Annotated in this window: 18 protein-coding genes; 7 read left to right on the top strand and 11 right to left on the bottom strand. The window is 72.9% G+C overall.

All coding sequences use genetic code 11. The features are described from left to right. Positions 1 to 150: 150 nt before the first annotated feature. Positions 151 to 831 (bottom strand): response regulator, encoded by a 681-nt coding sequence (locus ACIBCM_RS10550; protein ID WP_399241610.1) that lies wholly within the window; start codon positions 829 to 831, stop codon positions 151 to 153. Continuing rightward, positions 828 to 2,108 carry a sensor histidine kinase gene (locus ACIBCM_RS10545; RefSeq protein ID WP_399241649.1) on the bottom strand — a complete coding sequence of 427 codons (1,281 nt, stop codon included), beginning with the start codon at positions 2,106 to 2,108 and terminating at the stop codon, positions 828 to 830. The genes ACIBCM_RS10550 and ACIBCM_RS10545 overlap by 4 nt, the downstream gene beginning before the upstream one ends. 145 nt (positions 2,109 to 2,253) lie before the next feature. Here ACIBCM_RS10545 and ACIBCM_RS10540 point away from each other — a divergent pair, with 145 nt between their 5' ends. After that, positions 2,254 to 2,466: a hypothetical protein gene (locus ACIBCM_RS10540; protein WP_399241608.1), complete on the top strand. Its 213-nt coding sequence runs from the start codon at positions 2,254 to 2,256 to the stop codon at positions 2,464 to 2,466. A gap of 146 nt (positions 2,467 to 2,612) precedes the next feature. Here ACIBCM_RS10540 and ACIBCM_RS10535 read toward each other — a convergent pair whose 3' ends face one another. From ACIBCM_RS10535 to allB, 3 genes are all read right to left on the bottom strand, one after another. Beyond that, a complete protein-coding gene (locus ACIBCM_RS10535; protein ID WP_399241607.1) occupies positions 2,613 to 3,224 on the bottom strand; it encodes a dihydrofolate reductase family protein in 612 nt (203 codons plus the stop codon). 136 nt (positions 3,225 to 3,360) lie between these two features. Continuing rightward, positions 3,361 to 4,491, bottom strand: coding sequence for an allantoicase (gene alc / locus ACIBCM_RS10530; RefSeq protein WP_399241606.1), 1,131 nt, complete (start codon positions 4,489 to 4,491; stop codon positions 3,361 to 3,363). 2 nt (positions 4,492 to 4,493) lie between these two features. Next, positions 4,494 to 5,828 carry an allantoinase AllB gene (gene allB, locus ACIBCM_RS10525; RefSeq protein WP_399241648.1) on the bottom strand — a complete coding sequence of 445 codons (1,335 nt, stop codon included), beginning with the start codon at positions 5,826 to 5,828 and terminating at the stop codon, positions 4,494 to 4,496. A 487-nt stretch (positions 5,829 to 6,315) separates the two neighbouring features. Between allB and ACIBCM_RS10520 the strand changes: the two genes are divergently transcribed. Then, positions 6,316 to 7,119 (top strand): IclR family transcriptional regulator, encoded by an 804-nt coding sequence (locus ACIBCM_RS10520; RefSeq protein ID WP_399241605.1) that lies wholly within the window; start codon positions 6,316 to 6,318, stop codon positions 7,117 to 7,119. A 112-nt stretch (positions 7,120 to 7,231) separates the two neighbouring features. Here ACIBCM_RS10520 and ACIBCM_RS10515 read toward each other — a convergent pair whose 3' ends face one another. The 3 genes from ACIBCM_RS10515 to ACIBCM_RS10505 form a co-directional block, all read right to left on the bottom strand. Beyond that, on the bottom strand, positions 7,232 to 7,894 hold the full coding sequence (locus ACIBCM_RS10515) for an alpha/beta hydrolase (protein ID WP_399241604.1): 663 nt from the start codon (positions 7,892 to 7,894) through the stop codon (positions 7,232 to 7,234). A gap of 410 nt (positions 7,895 to 8,304) precedes the next feature. Continuing rightward, positions 8,305 to 8,622 carry a DUF5955 family protein gene (locus tag ACIBCM_RS10510; protein WP_399241603.1) on the bottom strand — a complete coding sequence of 106 codons (318 nt, stop codon included), beginning with the start codon at positions 8,620 to 8,622 and terminating at the stop codon, positions 8,305 to 8,307. Positions 8,623 to 8,743: 121 nt separating this feature from the next. Continuing rightward, positions 8,744 to 10,852, bottom strand: a complete 2,109-nt coding sequence (locus ACIBCM_RS10505; RefSeq protein ID WP_399241602.1) for a protein kinase — start codon at positions 10,850 to 10,852, stop codon at positions 8,744 to 8,746. A gap of 289 nt (positions 10,853 to 11,141) precedes the next feature. Between ACIBCM_RS10505 and ACIBCM_RS10500 the strand changes: the two genes are divergently transcribed. The 3 genes from ACIBCM_RS10500 (at position 11,142) to ACIBCM_RS10490 (ending at position 14,955) form a co-directional block, all read left to right on the top strand. Continuing rightward, positions 11,142 to 11,759, top strand: a complete 618-nt coding sequence (locus tag ACIBCM_RS10500) for an NTP transferase domain-containing protein (RefSeq protein ID WP_399241600.1) — start codon at positions 11,142 to 11,144, stop codon at positions 11,757 to 11,759. A 308-nt stretch (positions 11,760 to 12,067) separates the two neighbouring features. Next, entirely contained in the window at positions 12,068 to 13,696 is a 1,629-nt protein-coding gene (gene aceB, locus ACIBCM_RS10495; RefSeq protein WP_399241599.1) for a malate synthase A, read from the top strand. Positions 13,697 to 13,758: 62 nt separating this feature from the next. Continuing rightward, the gene (locus tag ACIBCM_RS10490) at positions 13,759 to 14,955 is read left to right on the top strand and encodes an FAD-dependent monooxygenase (protein ID WP_399241598.1); all 1,197 of its coding nucleotides are present in this window, start codon (positions 13,759 to 13,761) and stop codon (positions 14,953 to 14,955) included. Positions 14,956 to 15,073: 118 nt separating this feature from the next. Here ACIBCM_RS10490 and ACIBCM_RS10485 read toward each other — a convergent pair whose 3' ends face one another. Continuing rightward, a complete protein-coding gene (locus ACIBCM_RS10485; RefSeq protein ID WP_399241596.1) occupies positions 15,074 to 15,775 on the bottom strand; it encodes a histone-like nucleoid-structuring protein Lsr2 in 702 nt (233 codons plus the stop codon). Then, on the bottom strand, positions 15,772 to 15,978 hold the full coding sequence (locus ACIBCM_RS10480) for a hypothetical protein (protein ID WP_399241595.1): 207 nt from the start codon (positions 15,976 to 15,978) through the stop codon (positions 15,772 to 15,774). The genes ACIBCM_RS10485 and ACIBCM_RS10480 overlap by 4 nt, the downstream gene beginning before the upstream one ends. Positions 15,979 to 16,533: 555 nt before the next feature. Here ACIBCM_RS10480 and ACIBCM_RS10475 point away from each other — a divergent pair. Further along, complete coding sequence (locus tag ACIBCM_RS10475; RefSeq protein ID WP_399241594.1) at positions 16,534 to 17,364, top strand: alpha/beta fold hydrolase; 831 nt, start codon at positions 16,534 to 16,536, stop codon at positions 17,362 to 17,364. A gap of 98 nt (positions 17,365 to 17,462) precedes the next feature. Here ACIBCM_RS10475 and ACIBCM_RS10470 read toward each other — a convergent pair whose 3' ends face one another. Then, positions 17,463 to 18,416 carry a fibronectin type III domain-containing protein gene (locus ACIBCM_RS10470; RefSeq protein WP_399241593.1) on the bottom strand — a complete coding sequence of 318 codons (954 nt, stop codon included), beginning with the start codon at positions 18,414 to 18,416 and terminating at the stop codon, positions 17,463 to 17,465. 757 nt (positions 18,417 to 19,173) lie between these two features. Between ACIBCM_RS10470 and ACIBCM_RS10465 the strand changes: the two genes are divergently transcribed. Then, positions 19,174 to 19,785, top strand: coding sequence for a TIGR03086 family metal-binding protein (locus tag ACIBCM_RS10465; protein WP_399241592.1), 612 nt, complete (start codon positions 19,174 to 19,176; stop codon positions 19,783 to 19,785). Positions 19,786 to 20,022: the final 237 nt, after the last annotated feature.

Raw genomic sequence — 20,022 nt, 5'->3', positions numbered from 1 at the left:
CCGCACCCGGCACCCCGGCCCCGGGCAGCCCGGTCGCGGCGGCCCCATGGCGCCCGCCTGGCGGAGCTCTCCGCCCTGGCGCACATCGCCCCCGCGCCGGGCCCTCCAGGTTCAAGAACCGAACCCGCGCCCCCGCCAGGAGGCCCGGGGTCAGGGCTCGTCGTCGAGGAGGCCGGCGTCGTGGGCCAGGAGCGCGATCTGGACGCGGTTGTTGAGGCTCAGCTTGGCGAGAATGCGGGATACATGGGTCTTCACGGTCGGCAGGCTCATATAGAGCGCGGCGGCGATCTCCGCGTTGGACTGGCCTCGGCCCACCGCGACCGCCACCTCGCGTTCCCGTTCGGCGAGGGCGGCGAGTTGCCGCGCGGCCGTGGTTCTGCGGGGGTCGGCGCGTCCGCGCTCGTGCGCCCGGTCGGCGACATGGCTCATCAACTGCCGGGTGACGGCGGGGGAAAGGACGGGGTCGCCCGAGGCCACCCGGCGTACCGCGGCGACGATCTCGGCGGGCGGGGTGTCCTTGAGGACGAAGCCGGCGGCCCCGGCGCGCAGGGCTCTGAGCACCTGTTCGTCGGCGTGGAAGGTGGTGAGGACGACGATCTCCGGGGCGTTGGGGCCCCGGCGGAGTTCCTCGGTGGCGGTGAGTCCGTCGACCTCCGGCATCCGGATGTCCATCAGCACCACGTCGGGGGCGAGGCGTTCGACGAGGGCGGGGACCTCGGAGCCGTCCGCCCCCTCCCCCACGATCTCCAGGTCGTCGGCTCCGCCGAGCATGAAGGAGAGGCCCGCGCGTACGAGGGGGTCGTCGTCGACGACGAGCAGCCGGATAGTCATGCCGCCCACGGTAGCCAGGCCTGGACATGGAAACCGCCGTCACCGGTGACTCCGTGCTCCAGTCTGCCGCCCGCGAGCGTCGCGCGTTCGGTGAGTCCGATCAGTCCCTGGCCCGATCCGGGCACCGCTTCGATCTCGCCCTCGGGGGCCGGGTTGGCGATGTCGACGGTGAGCCCGTCGCCCGGCCGGCCGTCGACCGCGACCGTGACCTCGGCGCCCGGGGCGTGCTTACGGGCGTTGGTCAGGCCCTCCTGGGCGATGCGGTACACGGTACGGCCGACGGCGGCGGGGACGGCGGCGGGATCGTGGATGCGGTTGTCCAGGCTGACCTTCATCCCGGCGTCCCGGGATTCGGCGACCAGCGCGTCCAGCGTGGCGAGGGTCGGCTGGGGGCGGTTGCCGCCGTCGCCGTCGCCCGGCGCCCGCAGAACGCCGATGATCTCGCGCAGATCCTGGAGCGCGTCGTGCGCGCTGTCACGGATCACCCCGGCCGCGCGGGCGACTTCGGAGGGCGGTGCGTCCGGCCGGAACTCCAGGGCTCCCGCGTGGACGCTGAGCAGGGTCAGCCGGTGGGCGAGGACGTCGTGCATCTCCCGTGCGATGGCCTCGCGCGCCAGGCGCTGTGCCTGCTCGGCGCGGAGTTCCGCCTCGGTCTCGGCCCGCCGGGCCCGCTCGCGCAGGGCGACGACCAGCTGTCTGCGGGCCCGTACGAGCATTCCCCAGCCGGTCATCAGCAGCAGGACGATCACCCCGGCGATGATCGAGGCCGCGGGGGTGGAGTTGGGGTCGGGACGCACGAACGGCTGGACCGCGCCGAGGACGAGCGAGATCAGGCCGACCATCGCGACCGGCCGGAAGGGCCGGTGCACGGCGAGGCTGAACAGACTCACGATGAGGGCGCCGGCGGAGGTCGGCGAGACGACCGTGACCACGGACAGCACGATCGTGAGATGGACGGGCCAGCGGCGGCGCAGCCAGATCGCGCAGCAGGCCGCCGCGCCCGCCAGCTGGTCGAAGAGGACGATCCCGTCGTTCTGGTTGATCTGGTCGCTGGCATCGGCGATCACCAGTCCGAACAGCGCCGCGAAGAGGAAGGCGACGATGTCGACGACCCAGTCGCGCACGGTCCGCCTCCGGCCGCGTCCCCGGCGGCCGGACTTGCCCGAGGTGGGCCGGCCCGGATCCCCCTCGGGCCGGCCCACCTCGGGCTCCGGGTCCATCAGTCCCGGTTCCGCCATGGCCGAGGGCAGCAGCCAGGGGTACTCCGTACGCGTCATGTCGACAAAGTTACGCATGCCGGGTCCATCCCGCTGCCCCTCCGGGGCCGGAAGCTACCAAAGTCGCGGGACCTCAGACTTTTGGACGGGCGGCACATCCCGAGGGCCGACGCGCCGGTGCGGCGCACAGGAGAACGATCGGGGCATGAACAAGCTGATCGAGACCACCGGCGGGCTGCTGGTGCTCCTGGGCGTGACCGGAGTCCTGAGGGAACTGACCGGCTGGTTCCATTTCATGGGGTTCACCCGTTTCCTCACGGAAAATATCAGTTTTATGAAGGAACACGGTCTCTTCACCAACATCGTGATCGCGGTGGCGGGGGTCGCGCTGGTGCTGACCGCCGGCGCCCGCAGATAGGCGTAGCGGCGGCTCGGTTCCGGGCGGGCGCCCGTGCGCCTTCCCGGACCGGGGTCGTACCGCCGTCACGGTACGAGCGCACGCCGGGCCTCCCTCGCGGGGCCCGGCACCCGTACGCTCCCGGCACCCCGTATCCGCGCCGGTGCTCAGTACGAGCCGTACTCGGGGCGGCCCGCCAGTTCATAGCTGTGGATGGCCACGCCCGTGCCGGTGGTACGGGCCTCCTTGTGGCGGAACGCGGTCGGCACCGCGCCGTCCGCGAAGAGCCGGCGGCCCTTGCCGAGGACCACGGGGAACGTCAGCAGATGCAGGGTGTCGGCGAGGTCGTGCGCCAGCAGGAAGCGGGCGAGTTCGCCACTGCCGTGGACCTGGAGCTCGCCGTCCGTGCGTTCCTTGATCGCAGCGACCTCCTCGGCGAGATCGCCTCCCCCGATGACGGTGGTGCCCGCCCAGTCGGCCTTCTCCAGCGTCTTCGACGCGACGTACTTGGGGAGAGAGTTGAGCCGTGAGGCGATCGGGTCGGCGGGGTCGGTCACCTTGGGCCAGTATCCGGCGAAGATCTCATAGGTCCGCCGTCCCAGCAGAAAGCCGCCGACCCGGTCGAAGACCCCGGTCATGAACGCGTTGAAGTCCTCGTCCCCGTAGGGAACGGACCATCCGCCGAGATCGAATCCGCCGGAGGGGTCCTCCTCGGGGCCGCCGGGTGCCTGCATCACCCCGTCGAGGGTGAGGAAGGTGGTGATGGAAAGGGAAGCCATGGCCGGGCCTGCGCTTTCGTACGAGGGTGTGGTTGCGGTCACCGGTTCCGACCGCCCCGCCCTCCGGAACTCATCGCCATGAACCCCGGCCCCGACCCGGCGGCCCGGGCCGGCAGGGGCCGGGCACCCCCGCACGTCACCCCCGCGGGGCGTCGTACCGCGACCGCAGTCCGGCCGCGCCCTCCTCGGTCAGGCTGCCGAAGGCCCTCAGCCGGGAGATTCCGCCGTCCGGGTGGATGTCGAGCCGGAGCTCGCTCCCCACGGCGACGGCGTCCAGCACGAAACGGTGGTTCGTGTCCGGCTGGAGCCCGGTCATGGGCAGGATCCGGACCCACTCACCCTCCGGGCCGTCCCGCAGGGAGACCGAGGCCCACCCCGCGCTGTTGCCCTTGAGGTACGCGGTGTCGATCTCCAGCGCGCGGACGCGGGACCGTCCGGCCAGCCGGTAGGAGATCCAGTCGTTGCCCGTGTCACGGCGGCGGCGGGTCTCCCAGCCGTCGTCCATCCTGCGGGAGCGGCCGGGGTGGATCGTGTGCGCGGCCGGTGAGTAGAAGCGGTCGGACGCGTCCTCCACCCGTCCGCCGTTCTCCAGCGCGACGAGATCGAAGGTGCCGAGCGCGGCGAGCCACGCGGGGTCGGGTGCCACCTCCCCGTACACCCGCAGCCGGGCGATTCCGCCGTCCGGGTGCTGATTGACCCGCAGATGGGTGAAGCGCCCGCCCGCGGACACGGCGAATCCGTTCGCCGCGTGCCCGCCGACGGGTGTACGGGGCACGAGCGTCGTCCATGCGACGCCGTCCGCGAGGAGTTCGCCGGGCGACGGCGTCCCGGTGACCGCGGTCGCCTCGACGGATACGGCGTGGGGATGGTTGCCCCGGAAGTGGGCGGTGTCGACGACGACGCCGTGGACGATCCCGGGCGCCCCCAGCCGTACGAGCGCCCAGTCGTGCTCGTCGAGCGGGGGATGGGGGCGGGAGGCCGAGGGGCCCCGGCGGCGGCGGGTCTCCCAGCCGTCCATGATCTTGCCCTTGTGGCCGAAACGCTCCGGGTCGAACTCGGCCGGGCCGGGCTTCAGCAGATTCTCGCGCTCGGCGAAGAACTCGTCGTTCGCGGCGATCACGGAGGAACCGAGCCGCCGGTCGGCGAGATCGACATGGTGGAGGAACGGGAAGTCCGCGGTGCGGTAGTCGGCGTAGGGGTCCCCGCCCGGGTACGGACCGGCGGCCCCGGTGAAGGAGGGGATGGCGGGAGGGACGGGGCTGGACATGTTCAGTTGTTCCTTTCGAGCAGTCGTCCGGCGGGCCCGGCCGGGAACGTCCCGTCCGCCATCACCAGGCGGCCGCGCAGCCAGGTGGTCCGGACGACGCCGTGCAGGGTTCTGCCCGCGTACGCCGTGACCCGGTTGCGGTGGTGGAGCCGGGCGGGATCGACGGTGAAGGCGGCGTCCGGTGCGAGCACCGCGAAGTCGGCGTCACGTCCGGCCTCGATCGCGCCCTTGCGGTCCAGCCCGGCCAGCCGCGCGGGGGCGGCGGACATCCAGCGGACGACGTCGTCCAGGGTGTGGCCGCGCCGGCGGGCCTCGGTCCAGATCACGGGGAGGCCGAGCTGGAGCGAGGAGATACCGCCCCAGGCGGAGGCGAAGTCGGCCGTCTTCAGCTCGGTGGTGCAGGGCGAGTGGTCGGAGACGACGCAGTCGATGGTGCCGTCCGCGAGGCCCGCCCACAGGGCCTCCCGGTTGGCGGCCTCCCGGATCGGTGGGCAGCACTTGAACTCCGTGGCGCCGTCCGGGACTTCCTCGGCGGTGAGCGTGAGGAAGTGCGGACAGGTCTCGGCCGAGATCCGGACGCCGTCGCCCTTGGCCGCGGCGATCAGCGGCAGCGCGTCGGCGGAGGACAGATGGAGGATGTGCACCCGCGCGTCCAGCCGACGGGCGAGCGCGATCAGTCGCTCGACGGCCCTGTTCTCGGCGTCCCGGGGGCGGGAGGCCAGAAAGTCGGCGTACTTCGGGCCCGGCCGCTGGGCCGGGAGATGGCGCGGGTCCTCGGCGTGCACGATGAGCAGTCCGCCGAAGCCCGCGATCTCGGCCATCGACCGGGCGAGCCGGTCCGGGCCCAGTTCGGGGAACTCCTCGACACCGGACGGCGACAGGAAGCACTTGAACCCGAAGACCCCGGCGTCGTGCAACGCCCGCAGCGACGGGGTGTTGTCCGGGACCGCGCCGCCCCAGAAGCCGGTGTCCACATGGGTCCTGGCCCTCGCCGCGCTCTGCTTCGTCCGCAGATGGTCCACGGTGGTGGTGGGCGGCAGCGAGTTGAGGGGCATGTCGATCAGGGTGGTGACACCGCCCGCGGCCGCGGCGCGCGTGGCGGTCCGGAAACCCTCCCACTCGGTGCGGCCGGGGTCGTTCACATGGACATGGGTGTCGACGAGACCGGGAAGCACGGCATGGTCGCCGACGTCCTCCAGCCGGGCTCCGGCCGGGATCACGGAACCGTACGGCAGGACGGCGGCGATCCTGCCTCCCCGGACGGCGACCGAGGCGGGGCGGGTCCCGTCGGGGGTGACCACCCGCGACGAGCGCAGAACGAGATCGATATCGCCCATGCCGAGTCCACCGGCGTCCGCACCGCTCAGGCCCGTGTCGCTCAGGACTGTGTCACGCAGGGCTGTTTCCGTTGGTGCCGTCGCGCTCGGTGCCGCGTTGCTCGGTGCCGCGTCGCTCAGGCCCGCGTCGCTCAGGTCCACATCGCCGCCCATCCGCGTCTTCGCGTGTGCGCGCCCGCACCCACCCGTGTGGTCCGCGCCCGCGCATCCAACAGATTCAACGAACTGTTGAACGAGTCTTCCCCCTGACAGGGGACCCGTCAAGGCATGTGGATTTCCGCTGAGCGAAATAGGAATCCCGCTCAGCAGAAGGTAGCGTGGAATCCCCAGGGTGCCGCCGGCCTGGCCGGGGGCGCACCCCGACTTCGTGAGGACAGCGGACAAACACCCCCTGACCGGCGAGGACTCCAGGCCGGGAGCGATGTGCCGGGCGCTGCCGCCCGGTAGGCTGCTCCCTTGTCCGTCCGCCCGAAAGGACCCGCCGCCCGTGCCGACGTCCAGCGCCAGCTCCGCCGACACCACCAGGAACGCGACCAGCGGTGGTGTGCAGTCCCTGGAGCGCGCCTTCGATCTGCTCGAACGCATGGCCGACGCCGGGGGCGAGGTCGGGCTGAGCGAGCTGTCCGCGAGCAGCGGCCTTCCCCTGCCCACGATCCACCGGCTGATGCGCACCCTGGTGGCCTGCGGCTACGTCCGCCAGCAGCCCAACCGCCGGTACGCGCTCGGTCCCCGTCTGATCCGGCTGGGCGAGTCCGCCTCCCGGCTGCTCGGCACCTGGGCCCGCCCGTATCTGGCCCGGCTGGTCGAGGAGACGGGCGAGACGGCGAACATGGCACTGCTCGACGGTGATGAGGTCGTGTACGTGGCACAGGTGCCGTCCAAGCACTCGATGCGGATGTTCACCGAGGTCGGCCGACGGGTCCTGCCCCACTCCACGGGGGTCGGCAAGGCACTGCTCGCCGGCGCCGGCGCGGACGAGGTACGCGCGCTGCTCGCCAGGACCGGAATGCCGGCCGCCACCGAGAAGACCATCACCACACCCGATGTCTTCCTCCTGGCCCTGGAGGAGGTCCGGCGCAGCGGTTACGCCATCGACGACAACGAGCAGGAGATCGGGGTCCGCTGTCTCGCGGTGCCCGTACCCGACTCGCCGACCGCCGCCGCGATTTCCATCTCGGGCCCGGCGGGCCGGGTCACCGAGTCGGCCATGGAGCGGATCGTGCCCGTGCTCCAGGAGGTCGCCCGTGAGCTGTCGGCGGCGCTGGCGAGCAACGGGACGGCCGGGGGCTGACGTTCCGTACGCCGAGTGCCCGGCCGCGCTCCCCCGCGCGGGGTGCCGGGCGCGCCCCGGTCCGGGTCGCGAGCAGGGCGGGGTCCGCTCCGACCGCGCGGGCCGTCCGGTGCTACGCGCCGCTCGCGGCCTCGTCGATGAGATCGGCCACGGCCTGGGGCTGCGAGGCCATCGACGCGTGGCTGGCATCGATTTCGACGGTCTTGCGCGGTGACATCCGCTGGGCCATCCGCCGTTCGTTGTCGGGGTGGATCATCCGGTCGTTCACCGACACCTGGTACCACACCGGCTTCTTCCGCCACGCGGGGTCGGTCACCTCGTCCCCGAAGGCCGAGGCGAGAGGGGCCTTCTGGGTGACGGCCATGACCAGCGCCTCGTCGGCGGTCAGGTCCTGGCAGAAGCTCTCCCGGAACGCGTCCTGCTTGATCCAGAGATAGCCGTCGGAGTCGGGGGCGATATTGGCGAACGCGGCCGGCGGCAGCTCCTGACTGATACCGCCCGGGCTCTCCCCGGCGTCGGGCGCGAACGCGGCGACATAGACCAGTCCGGTGACATTCGGCAGATCGCCCGCCTCCGTGATGACCGCGCCCCCGTACGAGTGGCCGACCAGCAGCACCGGGCCGTCCACCTGCCGGACCATCTTCCGGGTGCGCTCGGCGTCCTCGGCGAGCGAGGTGAGCGGGTTCTCCACGGCCCTGAGGGAGGTGTAGCCGCGGCCCTTCAGCTCAAGGATGGTCTTGCCCCAGTGGGCCGCTCCACCCCAGAATCCGTGCACCAGGACGACGGTCGGTTTACTGGCCGTATCGGCACCTTCGTTTCGGTCTACGGCCTGTGGAACCCCCTTTGTTTCCACGCTATGACCGGCCCTCCGACCGTGCCACCGCAGGCACCTCGACCCGGCGCCGGACCACCCACGGAGCCGGGACAGGACGCAGGGAGCGCCCGGGACACGGCACGGAGCCGGGTTGCCGCGCCGAGAGACGGAAGCGCTCGGGGATCCGGCCCAGCCGCCCGCGTACGGTCGTGGCTCAGGGGCGGCGGGCCGGCACCGGACTTCCGTACCGGTTCAGGCCGATTCGCGGACAGGGCACGACGCACCGCCGGGCCGATACGCCGCCGGGGCGGGCCCGGCGCGGCGGCTCATGGCACGGCGGCTCACGGTGCGACGGCTCACGGCGCGGCGGCTCACGGCTGGCGCGGGACCTCGCCGAACACGTCCACGGCCCTGCGCACCTGGTGCAGCGCGGGCGCGAGCGCGCTGACCGAGCCGATCGCGCCCGCGATCAGCAGCAGGGAGCGGCGCATCCTGGGGATCTCCGGCGTGCCGCCGTCCACCATCGCGGCCAGGACCGCCAGTTCGTCCTCCGCGATGTCCCGGTCGGAGAACCTCCCGGGGTGGGCCGCGAGTTCCCGGCGCAGCCGTGAGACGGCGGCGTTCAGTTCCGCCGCCCTGGGGTCCTCCCCGCTCCCTGTCACCCGCGTCTGCCCCACGCTTCGCAACAAAGCTCTCCCCCTCACACACCCCCCGGGACGGCTCGACGACGCTCAGTCGATGCACAACCACCCAGAGTTGCGGGCAAGTTAACGCCATAGGAGGTGGTACGCGCCACTCCATGGACCGAATTCAAGATGTCGGTTGTACGACATCCACCGCGTTGAGCCACACCGTGACATCAAGGGTGACAAACCTACTGGGGTCGGAATCAGGGGATTTGCCCTGGTAGGTAACGACGCCCACATGTCCGGAATCGGTGAGGACGCAGAACTTTGAACCCTTGGAGAGTACTTCGAGTTCCAGGCTCTGGGCGTACCGGGTCTCACTCCGGCAGGTGGCGAGCTCCGGCTTCTGACCCTTGCGCAGCAGGATGAGCCTGCCGTTGTCGACTTCGAGACGACCCATGCTCCAGTCGTAGGCGACATCGGAACTGGAGTTGTCGTTGAGGGGCTTGAGGGGGTCGTCACCGAAGGTGAGGTGGTAGCCGTCGACCACATTGAGGGCGGTGTACGAGGAGGGTTCCGGGTCCTGTACCGGTTCGGCGGGCGCCGAGGACTCCTCCGTCACCGAAGGTCCCGTCTCGGGCCCGGACTCCGGCGTACTGTCCGCCGGCTGCTCGGGGGCCTCGGACGTGGGCCCGGGGCCGGCGGAGTCGCTGTTCCGCGCGTCCTTCTTGTCGCCCTTGTCCGCCAGGGCCAGATACGCTCCGCCTCCCGCCAGTGCGCCGATCACCAGGGTGGCGACGACGGCGATCGCGATGACCCGGCCGCGCTTCTTCGGCGGCGGGGTGGGCCCGGCGGGCACGGTGGCCGAGCCGTACGGCTGCGCGGGCGCGCCGTACTGCGGGGTGGGGACGGTGGCGCCCTGTGGAGCGGGCTGGGGCTGCGGATAGCCGTACGCGGAGGCCGGGGGCGGGCCGAAACCGGGCGGCGGGGTCGCCGGGGCGGCCATGGCGGTGGGGGTGGGGGTGACCGGCGGGGTGTCCGCGGGGTTGCCGGGGGCCGTGCCCGGCGTGGTCCCGGCGCCCTGCTCCGGGGCCGGGGCCGGGGCCGGGGCTCCGGCGGTCTGCTGCCCCGCCGGGACGGGGGCCCCTGCCCCGGGAGCCGTCTGCGGGACCCCGTCGGGGGACGCCTGCGGGACCGCGGACGGCGGCGGTCCGACGGGCGGCTGCGCCCCGCCGGACGGCCCTGCCGGGGCCGCGGCCGGGGCGCCGGCGGGAGGCGCGGGCACCTGGGCGGCGGCCGGCGGGGTCGTGGGCGGCGCGGGGACATGACCGGGTGCGGGGGCCGCGGCGGGGGCGGGCGGGGGCGGGGTCACCGGCGGTGCGGGCGCGGCCTTGCGCGTACCGATCTCGGCGGCGACCACGCTCGGCAGCCACTCCTCCGGACGGCGCAGCACCGTTTCCGCATTGGCCTCCTGGCAGATCGTCAGCAGTTCGGTGACCGAGGGCCTCTCGTCCGGCTCCTTCGCCAGACAGCGGGTCACGAGTTCACCGAGGGACTCCGGGACGCCGGAGAGGTCCGGCTCCTCGTGCACGATCCGGTACAGCACCCCGTGCGAGGTGCCCTCGCCGAAGGCGGCCCGGCCGGTGGCGGCGTAGGCCGCGACCTGCCCGAGCGCGAAGATGTCGGTGGCCGGGGTGACCTGGCTGCCGGCCGCCTGCTCGGGGGCCATGAACGACGGCGTACCGATGGTCACTCCGCTGCTGGTGAGCGAGGTGGCGTCGGCGGCGCGGGCGATGCCGAAGTCGATGACGCGCGGTCCGTCGGCGGCGAGCAGGACGTTCGCGGGCTTGAGGTCGCGGTGGACGATGCCCGCGCCGTGGATGACCTGGAGGGCCTCCGCGATGCCCGCGACCAGCAGCAGCACGGTGTCGACCGGCAGTTTGCCGTGCTGCGCGACCGCGTCGGCGAGGGAGGGCCCCGGGACGTACGCCGTGGCGAGCCAGGGCTGTTCTGCGTCGGGATCGGCGTCGATGACCGGCGCGGTGTACAGCCCCTGCACCCGCTGGGCGGCATGCACCTCCTGGGCGAACCGGCGGCGGAACTCCGCGTCCTGCCCGAAGTCGGGCCGGATCACCTTGATGGCGACGGGCCGGCCGCCCGGTGTGTACGACAGATACACCTTGCCCATGCCGCCCGCGCCGAGCCGGGCGGCGAGACGGTATCCGGCGACGTGCCGCGGATCCCCTTCACCGAGTGGCTGAAAGACCGTTCCCTGATGTGCGCGCCCACTCATCGATTTCTGTCCCCCACGGCGAACTACACGAACTGGAAGATGCACCTTATCCAAGGTCACCCGCCCCTCTCCACGCTGGACGACGGCTGCCGCGCACGCGGTTGCGGGACACTGCGGACGGTCCGTCAGCCACCCGCCGCTTCGCCTGGGTTTGCGATAAGGAGTCCGTATGACACCTCCCCTGCCGCCCCTGTCCGGGCAGCCGTCCCGGGAACCTCCGGGAGGGCCGGTCCCGGGCGGGCCGGCACCCGGAGGCCCGGTTCCTGGAGGGCCGGTCCCGGGCGGCCCTGTGGTCGCGGGACTGCTGCTGGCCGCGGGCGGTGGACGACGGCTCGGCGGACGGCCGAAGGCGCTGCTCCCGTACCGGGGCCGGACGCTGGTCGAGCACGCGGCCGGTGCCCTGCGCGCGGGCGGGTGCGGTCCGGTGCATGTGGTGCTGGGCGCGGGGGCCGGGCGCGTACGGGCCGGGACGGGGCTGCCGGGGCTCGCCGGCTGCGTCCTGGTGGACAACCCCGGCTGGGCCGGGGGCATGGGGTCGTCGCTGCGCGCGGGCCTGGAGTCGCTCGCGGGCACGGGCGCCGACGCGGCCCTCGTCCTCCTGGTGGACCAGCCGGGGATCGGCGCGGCGGCGGTCTCCCGGGTCCGGGCGGCGTACGGCTCCCGCGACGCGCTGGCGGCGGCCTCGTACGCGGGCGAACGCGGACATCCGGTCCTCATCGGCGCGCACCGGTGGCCCGCCGTCGCCCGGAGCGCGGCGGGCGACCGGGGTGCCCGCGCCTATCTGAACGGGCACGCCTCTTCGCTGGTCCTGGTGGAGTGCGGTGATGTGGCGGAGCCGTACGACATCGACACCCCGGAGGATCTGGAGCGGCTGGAACGAGGAGCCCCGGGGACGGGTGAGCCGTGACCTGGGCGGCGGGGCGGGCGCGGTACGGAACGGGCGCCGGGTTCCGGGCATCCGCCGGGTTCCGGGCACTCACCCGGCTCCAGGCACCCCCGAGGGCCCGGGCACCCCGGAGCCGGGCGGAAGCGCGGCGCCACCCACAACGGCCCCGCACCCGATGGACCGTCCGGTGCGCGCCGGGCCGGGAACTCTCGACATCAACAGACCTTGAACTTCCACAATGAGGAAACTACTATCCACTTCACGGCACCCCGCCTGCCCGGGAGGCCCGCGTTCGATCCGCGTACCGCCCGCGAAGGAAGTGACAGTCCATGTCCGCAGCAGCGCCGTCCCCACCGGCCGTCGTCGTCGAAGCCGAGCCCCTGCCCCGGCAGGAGGAGGTGCTGACCGAGGCCGCCCTCACCTTTCTGGCGGAGCTGCACCGGCGCTTCACCCCCCGCCGTGACGAGTTGCTGGCCCTGCGGGCCGAGCGGCGCGCCGAGATCGCCCGCACCTCCACCCTGGACTTCCTGCCGCAGACGGCCTCCGTCCGCGAGGACGACTCCTGGCGGGTCGCCCCCGCTCCCCCGGCGCTGGAGGACCGCCGGGTCGAGATCACCGGCCCGACCGACCGCAAGATGACCGTCAACGCCCTCAACTCGGGCGCGCGGGTCTGGCTCGCCGACTTCGAGGACGCCTCCGCGCCCACCTGGGAGAACGTGATCCTCGGCCAGCTCAACCTGATCGACGCGTACGAGCGCCGGATCGACTTCACGGACGAGCGCACCGGCAAGTCGTACGCCCTCAAACCGGCCGGAGAGCTGGCGACGGTCGTCACCCGCCCGCGCGGCTGGCATCTGACAGAGCATCACCTCCGGGCGCCGGACGGCACCCCGCTCCCCGGCGCGCTGGTCGACTTCGGCCTCTACTTCTTCCACAACGCCCAGCGCCTCACCGACCTCGGCAAGGGCCCGTACTTCTATCTCCCGAAGACGGAGTCCCATCTGGAGGCCCGCCTCTGGAACGACGTCTTCGTCTTCGCCCAGGACTACGCGGGCATCCCCCGGGGCACCGTCCGCGCGACCGTTCTGATCGAGACGATCACCGCCGCGTACGAAATGGACGAGATCCTCTACGAACTGCGCGAGCACGCCTCCGGGCTGAACGCGGGCCGCTGGGACTATCTGTTCTCCATCGTCAAGAACTTCCGGGACGGCGGCGAGAAGTTCGTCCTCCCCGACCGCAACGCGGTGACGATGACCGCCCCCTTCATGCGCGCCTACACCGAACTCCTCGTCCGCACCTGCCACCGGCGCGGCGCCCACGCCATCGGCGGGATGGCCGCCTTCATCCCCTCCCGCCGCGACGCCGAGGTCAACCGGGTCGCCTTCGAGAAGGTCAAGGCGGACAAGGACCGCGAGGCGGCCGACGGCTTCGACGGCTCCTGGGTCGCCCATCCCGACCTCGTACCGGTCGCCATGGCCTCCTTCGACGCCGTCCTCGGCGACCGGCCCCACCAGAAGGACCGGCTTCGCGAGGACGTCACCGTCGCGGCCGCTGATCTCATCGCCGTCGACTCCCTGGACGCCAGACCCACGTACGAGGGGCTGCGCAACGCGGTCCAGGTCGGAATCCGCTATATCGAGGCATGGCTGCGCGGCCTCGGCGCGGTCGCCATCTTCCATCTCATGGAGGACGCCGCCACCGCCGAGATCTCCCGCTCCCAGATCTGGCAGTGGATCAACGCGGGCGTCGTCTTCGAGAACGGCGAACGCGCCACCCCGGAACTCGCCCGCGAGGTCGCCGCGCGGGAGCTGGAGGCCATCCGCGCCGAACTGGGGGACGAGGCGTTCGAGGCGGGCAACTGGCGGCGGGCCCACGATCTGCTGCTGAAGGTGGCCCTCGACGAGGACTACGAGGACTTTCTGACCCTGTCCGCGTACGAGCAGCTGATCGGCTGATTCCCTTCGCTCCTCCGCGCCCGGACCGCTCCCGGGCGCGGAGGGCTGCCATGATGCGCTCCATGAGCGGACTGCGGGTCGCCGTCGTGGGCGGCAGCGTCGGGGGATGCGCGGCGGCACTCGCCGCGCACCGCGCCGGACACCGGGACATCACCGTCTACGAGCGCGCGGCGGGGGATCTCGCCGACCGGGGCGTCGGAGTCGCCGTCCACAGCACGCGCTATACGGAGCTGGAGGCGGCGGGCTACCTCGACGGCGCGATGCCCTGGGTCAGGCTGACGGAGCGTCATTGGCTCGTCCGCGACGGCGACGCCCCGCTGGGCCGTCTGATCGCCTCGGACGCCTTCGCCTTCCGTACCTACAACTGGGGTCCGCTGTGGCGGGAGTTACGGGCCCGGGTACCCGATCCGGTCGTCTTCCGCCCCGGCACCGAGGTCTCCTCCGTCGTCGAGTCGGACTCCGGCGCCGAGGTCCGTACCAGGACGGGCACCGCCCGCTACGACCTGGTGATCGGCGCGGACGGCTATCGCTCGGTGGTCCGTGAGACGGCCTGCCCCGGTGTACGTCCCGCCTACGCGGGCTATCTGGCGTGGCGCGGCGCCTATCCGGAGAGCCGGCTGCCGGACCCCGGCCGCTGGGAGAAGACCACGGTCGCCTACGTCGTCTTCCCCGGCGGCCATCTCGTCGTCTACCGCATCCCGGACGGCACGGGCGGTCACCGGGTCAACTGGGTCCTCTACGCCGCTCCCCCGCCGGGTTCCGACAGCCGTCTGACCCGGCCCACCAGTCTGCCGCCGGGCACCCTGGGCGAGTCCCTGCGCGAGCATCCGGTCCGGCTGGCGTCCCGTCATCTGCCGCCGTTCTGGGCCGAACTCGTCGGGCTGACCGCCCCGGGCGAACTCTTCGTCCAGCCGATGTACGACTTCACCGCCTCCCCCGGCTCCACCCGGCGGCTGGCCCTCCTCGGCGACGCGGCCACGGTCGCCCGACCCCATACGGGCGCGGGCGCCGTCAAGGCCCTCCAGGACGCGACCCTGCTCGAATCCGCGCTCCGCTCCACACCGTCCCTGCCCGAGGCCCTCGCCGCCTACGACGGGGCCCGTTCCGTCATGGGCCGCACCATGGTCGACCTCGGCCGCCGGCTGGGCCACGCCCTGGTCGAGTCGACCCCTGACTGGCGGGCCCTGGACCAGGCCGCGCTGGACGCCTGGTGGAAGGGGGCGGACGGGGCGGGGGTGTTCGGCGGAAGGCGCCTGTAGAGGGGCGCGGCCGGAGCGCGAGCCCGCCGGGTGCGGCGGGTGCGGCGGGTGCGGCGGGTGCGGCGGGTGCGGCGGGTGCGGCGGGTGCGGCGGGTGCGGCGGCGGATCGTTCCGCCGGTCAGCCCTGTCCCGCTCCGCCCGCCCCGGGCCGGCCCGCCCGCTCCCACGCCTCGATGATCCCGGCGGGGACACGGCCGCGGGCCGGGACGTCGTAGCCGTGGGCCCGGGCCCATTCCCGGACGGTCTCGGTGGCCACCGGTGAGGGGTCCGGGGGCCCCGGAGGTGTGCGGGGGACCGGACTCGACGGGGTGAAACGCATGGCCTGGTCGAGCAGGTCCCCCGGGAACTGGGGCACGGTCGTACCACCGCTCAGTACGGCGAAGAGGAACCTGGTGAGGGTCCCGCCGAAGGTGAACCAGCGCGGCCCCCGGGCCTCGTTCACGGTGACGCGCCAGGTGTCGGGAGCGTCCTGCGGGTCGGTGATCCGGAAGAGCCGTTCCCCGTTGTCCGTGCCGGCCATGGCGAACAGCCGCCGGGGGTCGTGGGGCACCGGGTGCGTGCCCCGCTCCCGGTCCCGGCTCAGCTGTTCCCGTGCCCCGGCGGGCACCGGACCGGTCAGATCGACCCATTCGCTCGCGCCGTGCGGGTGGAAGACATGGATGCAGCCGGCGAACACCCCGGGGCCGTACACCGACGCGAGCCGCTTGTAGTCACCGGGGAGCCGGATGCCCAGACGCGTCTCGACGTCGTCCCAGCCGACGGGCCGGGGGGAGGTTTCGGGAGGCGGGCAGAGCCGGGTGAGTTCGGCGAGGGCGGTCACTGGATTCCTGGAAGACGTCGCTGGAGCCGGTCGGCGTGGTCGGGGTTCAGCAGGGTCGTGCCGAGTCTGAAGCCGTTGCTTCCGTCGGCCTCCGTCTGAATGTACGTGGGCACCGAGTCCTTCAGATCGTCCGTGTACTCGAGGTAGACGCTGTACCGGACGATCTCGCCGGGTACCCCCGGGCCGGTCGCCGGCCACCGCATTGTCGATCGACTGCTCCAGATCGCGCATGTCCGGACTGTTCGTGAGGTCCTGCGTGATGGCCTTGCCCGTGTGGCCTGCCGTCCTCGCCCTCGGCCCCGCCTTCGCGCCCTGCCTCGTGCGGCCGTCGGACGTGGAGACGGGCGACCGGTCCGGTGGGTCACCCGGACAGTCCTCCCGTTTCACTCTCGCGCCCTCCGAGGCGTGCAGGGCCGGGCGGGCTCGAAAACGCTGGAGGCCGGCAAACCCCTCCCGAAGAAACGAGACCCGCCATGTCCGTGTCCTCATCGGTGCGCCACCCGGGCCGGCGCCGAATATCCCGTACGCCCCGTGCACCCCGTACCTCCTGTGGCTCCGGTGGAACGCGTACGCCCCGTGCGTTCCGTGGCTCCCGTGGCTCCCCCGCTTCCCGTGGTCGCCGGACAGCCGCCCTCGCGCTGGCCGTGACCGCGGCGGTGGCGGGCGCGGGGCCCGCGGTGGCGGCGGGGCGGGGTTTCGGTGGGGAGAGGCCGGCGGGGGCGGGGGCCGGGGGGACGGGCAAGCCGACGGTGGTGCTGGTGCACGGCGCGTTCGCGGACGCGTCGGGGTGGAACGAGGTCGCCGAGCGGCTCATCAAGGACGGCTACGACGTCATGGCACCCGCCAATCCGCTGCGCAGCCTCAGCGGGGACTCCGCGTACATCGCCAGCGTGCTCAAGAGCATCGACGGGCCGATCGTGCTGGTCGGCCACTCCTACGGCGGTGCGGTGATCAGCGGTGCGGCCGCCGGGAACCCCAATGTCAAGGCGCTGGTGTACGTCTCCGCGTTCATGCCCGACAAGGGTGAGACGCTGGGTGCTCTGGCGGCGAAGTTCCCGGGCAGCGAACTCCAGCCCGCGCTCAACCCCGTTCCCTACTCCGACGGAACGACCAGCGGGACCGATCTGTACATCAAACCCGACCGGTTCCACAGCGTGTTCGCCGCGGATCTGCCCATGTCGGTGACCCGGCTGATGGCCGTGGGGCAACGGCCCATCTCCGGCGTCACCTCCGAGGAGAAGGCGGGGCCCGCCGCTTGGAAGACCATTCCCTCGTGGTTCGTCGTCGCGAAGAACGACAAGGCCATCGCCCCCGATCTGGAGCGCTTCGAGGCCAGGCGCGCCGGGTCGCACACGGTCGAGGTCGACTCCTCGCACGTGGCGATGATGTCCCGCCCCGATGTCGTCACCCAGACGATTCGCGAGGCCGCCGTCACCACCGCGTCCGACTCGGCCAAGGCGGCTGCCCTGGCCGAGAGCGGCGCCCGCAGGCTGGCCATCGCGGGCGCCGGCGGACTGGCGTGCGCGGCGGTGCTCACGGGCACGGCGCTGGTCGTCACCGGAGCCCGGTGGCGGGCGCCGCGCCGCTGAGCGGACCGGGTGGGGCGGTGAACTCCCTTACGGGACCGTGCCGGACGCCCCGGTCGCACCCGCCATGAGCGGACCGGCCCGGCCACCGCGGTGAGCCGTCAGCGGACCACCACCGTGCGCTGCGCCGAGAAGTCGCCCCACTTGCCGTCGGGGAGCTTGGCCCGGAGCTTCACGCTGTAGCGGGTGCCGGGCGGATCGGTAACCGTCATCGTGTAGATCGCCCGGCCGGCCGGCGGGGTCGCGCCCCACACGATCGTGGTGGCGAACTTCCCGTTGAGATACAGCTCATGGGTGTGGATCTCCCCATCGGCCTTCGGTGGCGTCCATGTCAGCTCGACCGACCCCTTGCGCGCCGAGGCCGTCACGTCCGTGGGCGCCGTGCTGGGGCCCTCACCGGGTGCGGCGGGTGTGGTCAGATCGACGGCTTCGCTGTCCGGGGACGAGTTCTCGGCGGCATCGCGGGCCCGGACGGTGAACGTGTAGACGGTGCCGGGGCGCAGTCCGGTCACCCGGGCGGTCGTCTCGGTGCCGGGGACACTGTGGATCCGGGTGTCCTCCTGGTAGACGTCGTACGAGGTCACCGTGGTGTTGTCGGTCGCCTTCCCCCAGGTGAGGGTGACCGCGCGGCGGCCGTCGAGTCCTCCGCGGAGCCGCACCGGCTTCGTGGGGGCCACCTTGTCCTCCGGCGTGGGGGCCGGGGTGGTGACGGCGGTGGCCGGGCTCGGCAGCGAGAGATTCCCCGCGGCGTCACGGGCCCGGACGGTGAAGCTGTACGCGGTCTTCGGGCTGAGGCCGCCGATGTCCACCATGTTCTTGGTGGCGGGCAGGGTCTTCACCCTGGCGCCCTTCTGGAACACCTCGTAGCCGGTGACGGCCTTGTCGTCGGTGGACCGCTCCCACATGACGTGGACGGATGTGGCGCTGCCCGCCTGTGCGGTGACGCCGGACGGTGTGGTGGGGGGCTCGGTGTCCTTGTCCTCACCGTCACACGCGGTGAGGAGAACGAGGGCGGCCGCGCAGACCAACGCGGCTGTTGTGGGGGGACGTTGCACGATCGGGCCTCCGCGGGCGAGGGCAATGGTCCAGACCAATATGGCCGCAGGGGGCCCGGACGGCAAGGCTCTCGCGCGGATTCGCGACGGGGCTCCGGGCGGGGCGCGGGTGGGCCCCGGGCGTGGGCGCGGCGGGTGGTGCGGGCCGGATGCGCGCTGCGGATGCCCCGCAGGGGTATCCGGCCGGCGGGGACGCGGCCGGCACGGCTGCGGTCGGCACGGCCCGCGAGGACGCTGTCTGCACGGATGCCTCGGTGGCTACGGCCGGTAGAGCTCCGGCCGGTACGACTGGGGACGACTGCGGTCCGTAGGGCCGCGGGTCCGGTCGGTAGAGCCGCGGGGCAGTCGGTACGGCTCCTCGCTACGGATGCGCCGGTACGGCTCAGAGGGCCGGGGCGAGCCGTCTCCGCGCGCCTCACCGGCTTTGTCCCGGCCCCGCCCCAAGGCCCGGTCCGCTCACCCCATGCCAGGTCGCTCACGCTTCACCGCTGGGTTCACCGCCAGGCCGAACCGGCGACCGGGGCACGGCGCCCTGGGGACCGGCGGCGATGCGTTGCGGGTCGGGGGGCGGCAGGTCGCGGCGGTCACATAGCCGACGCGGTTGGGGCCCTTCGGCGCGGCCCCCGCCCGGAGCGACGCAACGGCACCTTTCAGGCTCGGCGACGACCGTCACGGAGTCGGCGCGGCCTCCTCGGGCCCGCGACGATTCGCCGGACGGCGGGCGATGAGTTCCCGGTATGCGGACGGTCTCCCCTGTATGGACTCCACGACGACGCCCTCCCTTCCCGGCCTGCGCCCCGCCGCCGACGCCGTGGCCCGGCTGCTCGACGGCGTCGGCGACGAACGGCTCGGCGATCCGACCCCTTGTCCCGAGTACGCGGTACGGGAACTGCTCGGCCATCTCCTCGGGCTCGCTACCGCCTTCCGCGACGCCGCACGCAAGGAACTCGGGGAGACGACCGGCGTCAGCCCCGATGACGCGCTGCCGGTCCTGGAGGACGGCTGGCGCGCTGTCCTGCCGCGACGACTCGACGAGATGGCCCGGGCCTGGGCCGACCCCGCGGCATGGGAGGGCGAGACCCAGGCCGGAGGGGTCGGCCTGCCGGCGGCGCTCGCGGGGCGGGTCGCACTCAACGAGCTGGTGATCCACGGATGGGATCTGGCCCGCGCCACGGGCCAGCCGTACGCACCGGCCGAGGCGAGCCTGCACGTCTCGTACGCGCTGCTGGAGGCGGCCGGGGACGACGACCCGATGCGGGGGACGATCTTCGGGCCGGTCGTGGAGGGAGCGTCCCTGCTCGACCAGGTCATCGCTCTCAGCGGACGACGCCCCGACTGGCGGCCCGGTGAGCGGGCGGCGGAGAGGTGACCGGAGCCGGATCTGTCGACACCCCGCCCCCGCCCGGCCGACGGCACTCGCCGCCGGGCTGACCGTCGGCCTCTGATCCCTCCAGCCTCCGCCCGGACCTCGGCCACCGCCGACTCCCCCGGCCCGTCCGGCCGCACCCCGCAGGCGCCCGGCCCGCGTACCCCGGGCGCACCGCTCCTGCGGGGCGCACCGATTCTCCGGGGAGCCCGCCGGTCCGGGTCCCGCGGACCTCGGATC

The sequence above is a fragment of the Streptomyces sp. NPDC051018 genome (assembly GCF_044456085.1).
GTDB lineage: Bacteria > Actinomycetota > Actinomycetes > Streptomycetales > Streptomycetaceae > Streptomyces.
The sequence above is the reverse complement of the archived record's forward strand: the minus strand, read 5'-3'. Positions and strand labels throughout refer to the sequence as shown.

Coding starts and splice junctions, on each gene's coding strand:
- alc (WP_399241606.1), bottom strand. CDS start 4,491: ATGTCCAGCCCCGTCCCTCCCGCCATCCCCTCCTTCACCGGGGCCGCC.
- aceB (WP_399241599.1), top strand. CDS start 12,068: ATGTCCGCAGCAGCGCCGTCCCCACCGGCCGTCGTCGTCGAAGCCGAG.
- ACIBCM_RS10535 (WP_399241607.1), bottom strand. CDS start 3,224: ATGGCTTCCCTTTCCATCACCACCTTCCTCACCCTCGACGGGGTGATG.
- ACIBCM_RS10540 (WP_399241608.1), top strand. CDS start 2,254: ATGAACAAGCTGATCGAGACCACCGGCGGGCTGCTGGTGCTCCTGGGC.
- ACIBCM_RS10465 (WP_399241592.1), top strand. CDS start 19,174: ATGGACTCCACGACGACGCCCTCCCTTCCCGGCCTGCGCCCCGCCGCC.
- ACIBCM_RS10545 (WP_399241649.1), bottom strand. CDS start 2,108: ATGACGCGTACGGAGTACCCCTGGCTGCTGCCCTCGGCCATGGCGGAA.
- ACIBCM_RS10505 (WP_399241602.1), bottom strand. CDS start 10,852: ATGAGTGGGCGCGCACATCAGGGAACGGTCTTTCAGCCACTCGGTGAA.
- ACIBCM_RS10480 (WP_399241595.1), bottom strand. CDS start 15,978: ATGCGGTGGCCGGCGACCGGCCCGGGGGTACCCGGCGAGATCGTCCGG.
- allB (WP_399241648.1), bottom strand. CDS start 5,828: ATGGGCGATATCGATCTCGTTCTGCGCTCGTCGCGGGTGGTCACCCCC.
- ACIBCM_RS10550 (WP_399241610.1), bottom strand. CDS start 831: ATGACTATCCGGCTGCTCGTCGTCGACGACGACCCCCTCGTACGCGCG.
- ACIBCM_RS10490 (WP_399241598.1), top strand. CDS start 13,759: ATGAGCGGACTGCGGGTCGCCGTCGTGGGCGGCAGCGTCGGGGGATGC.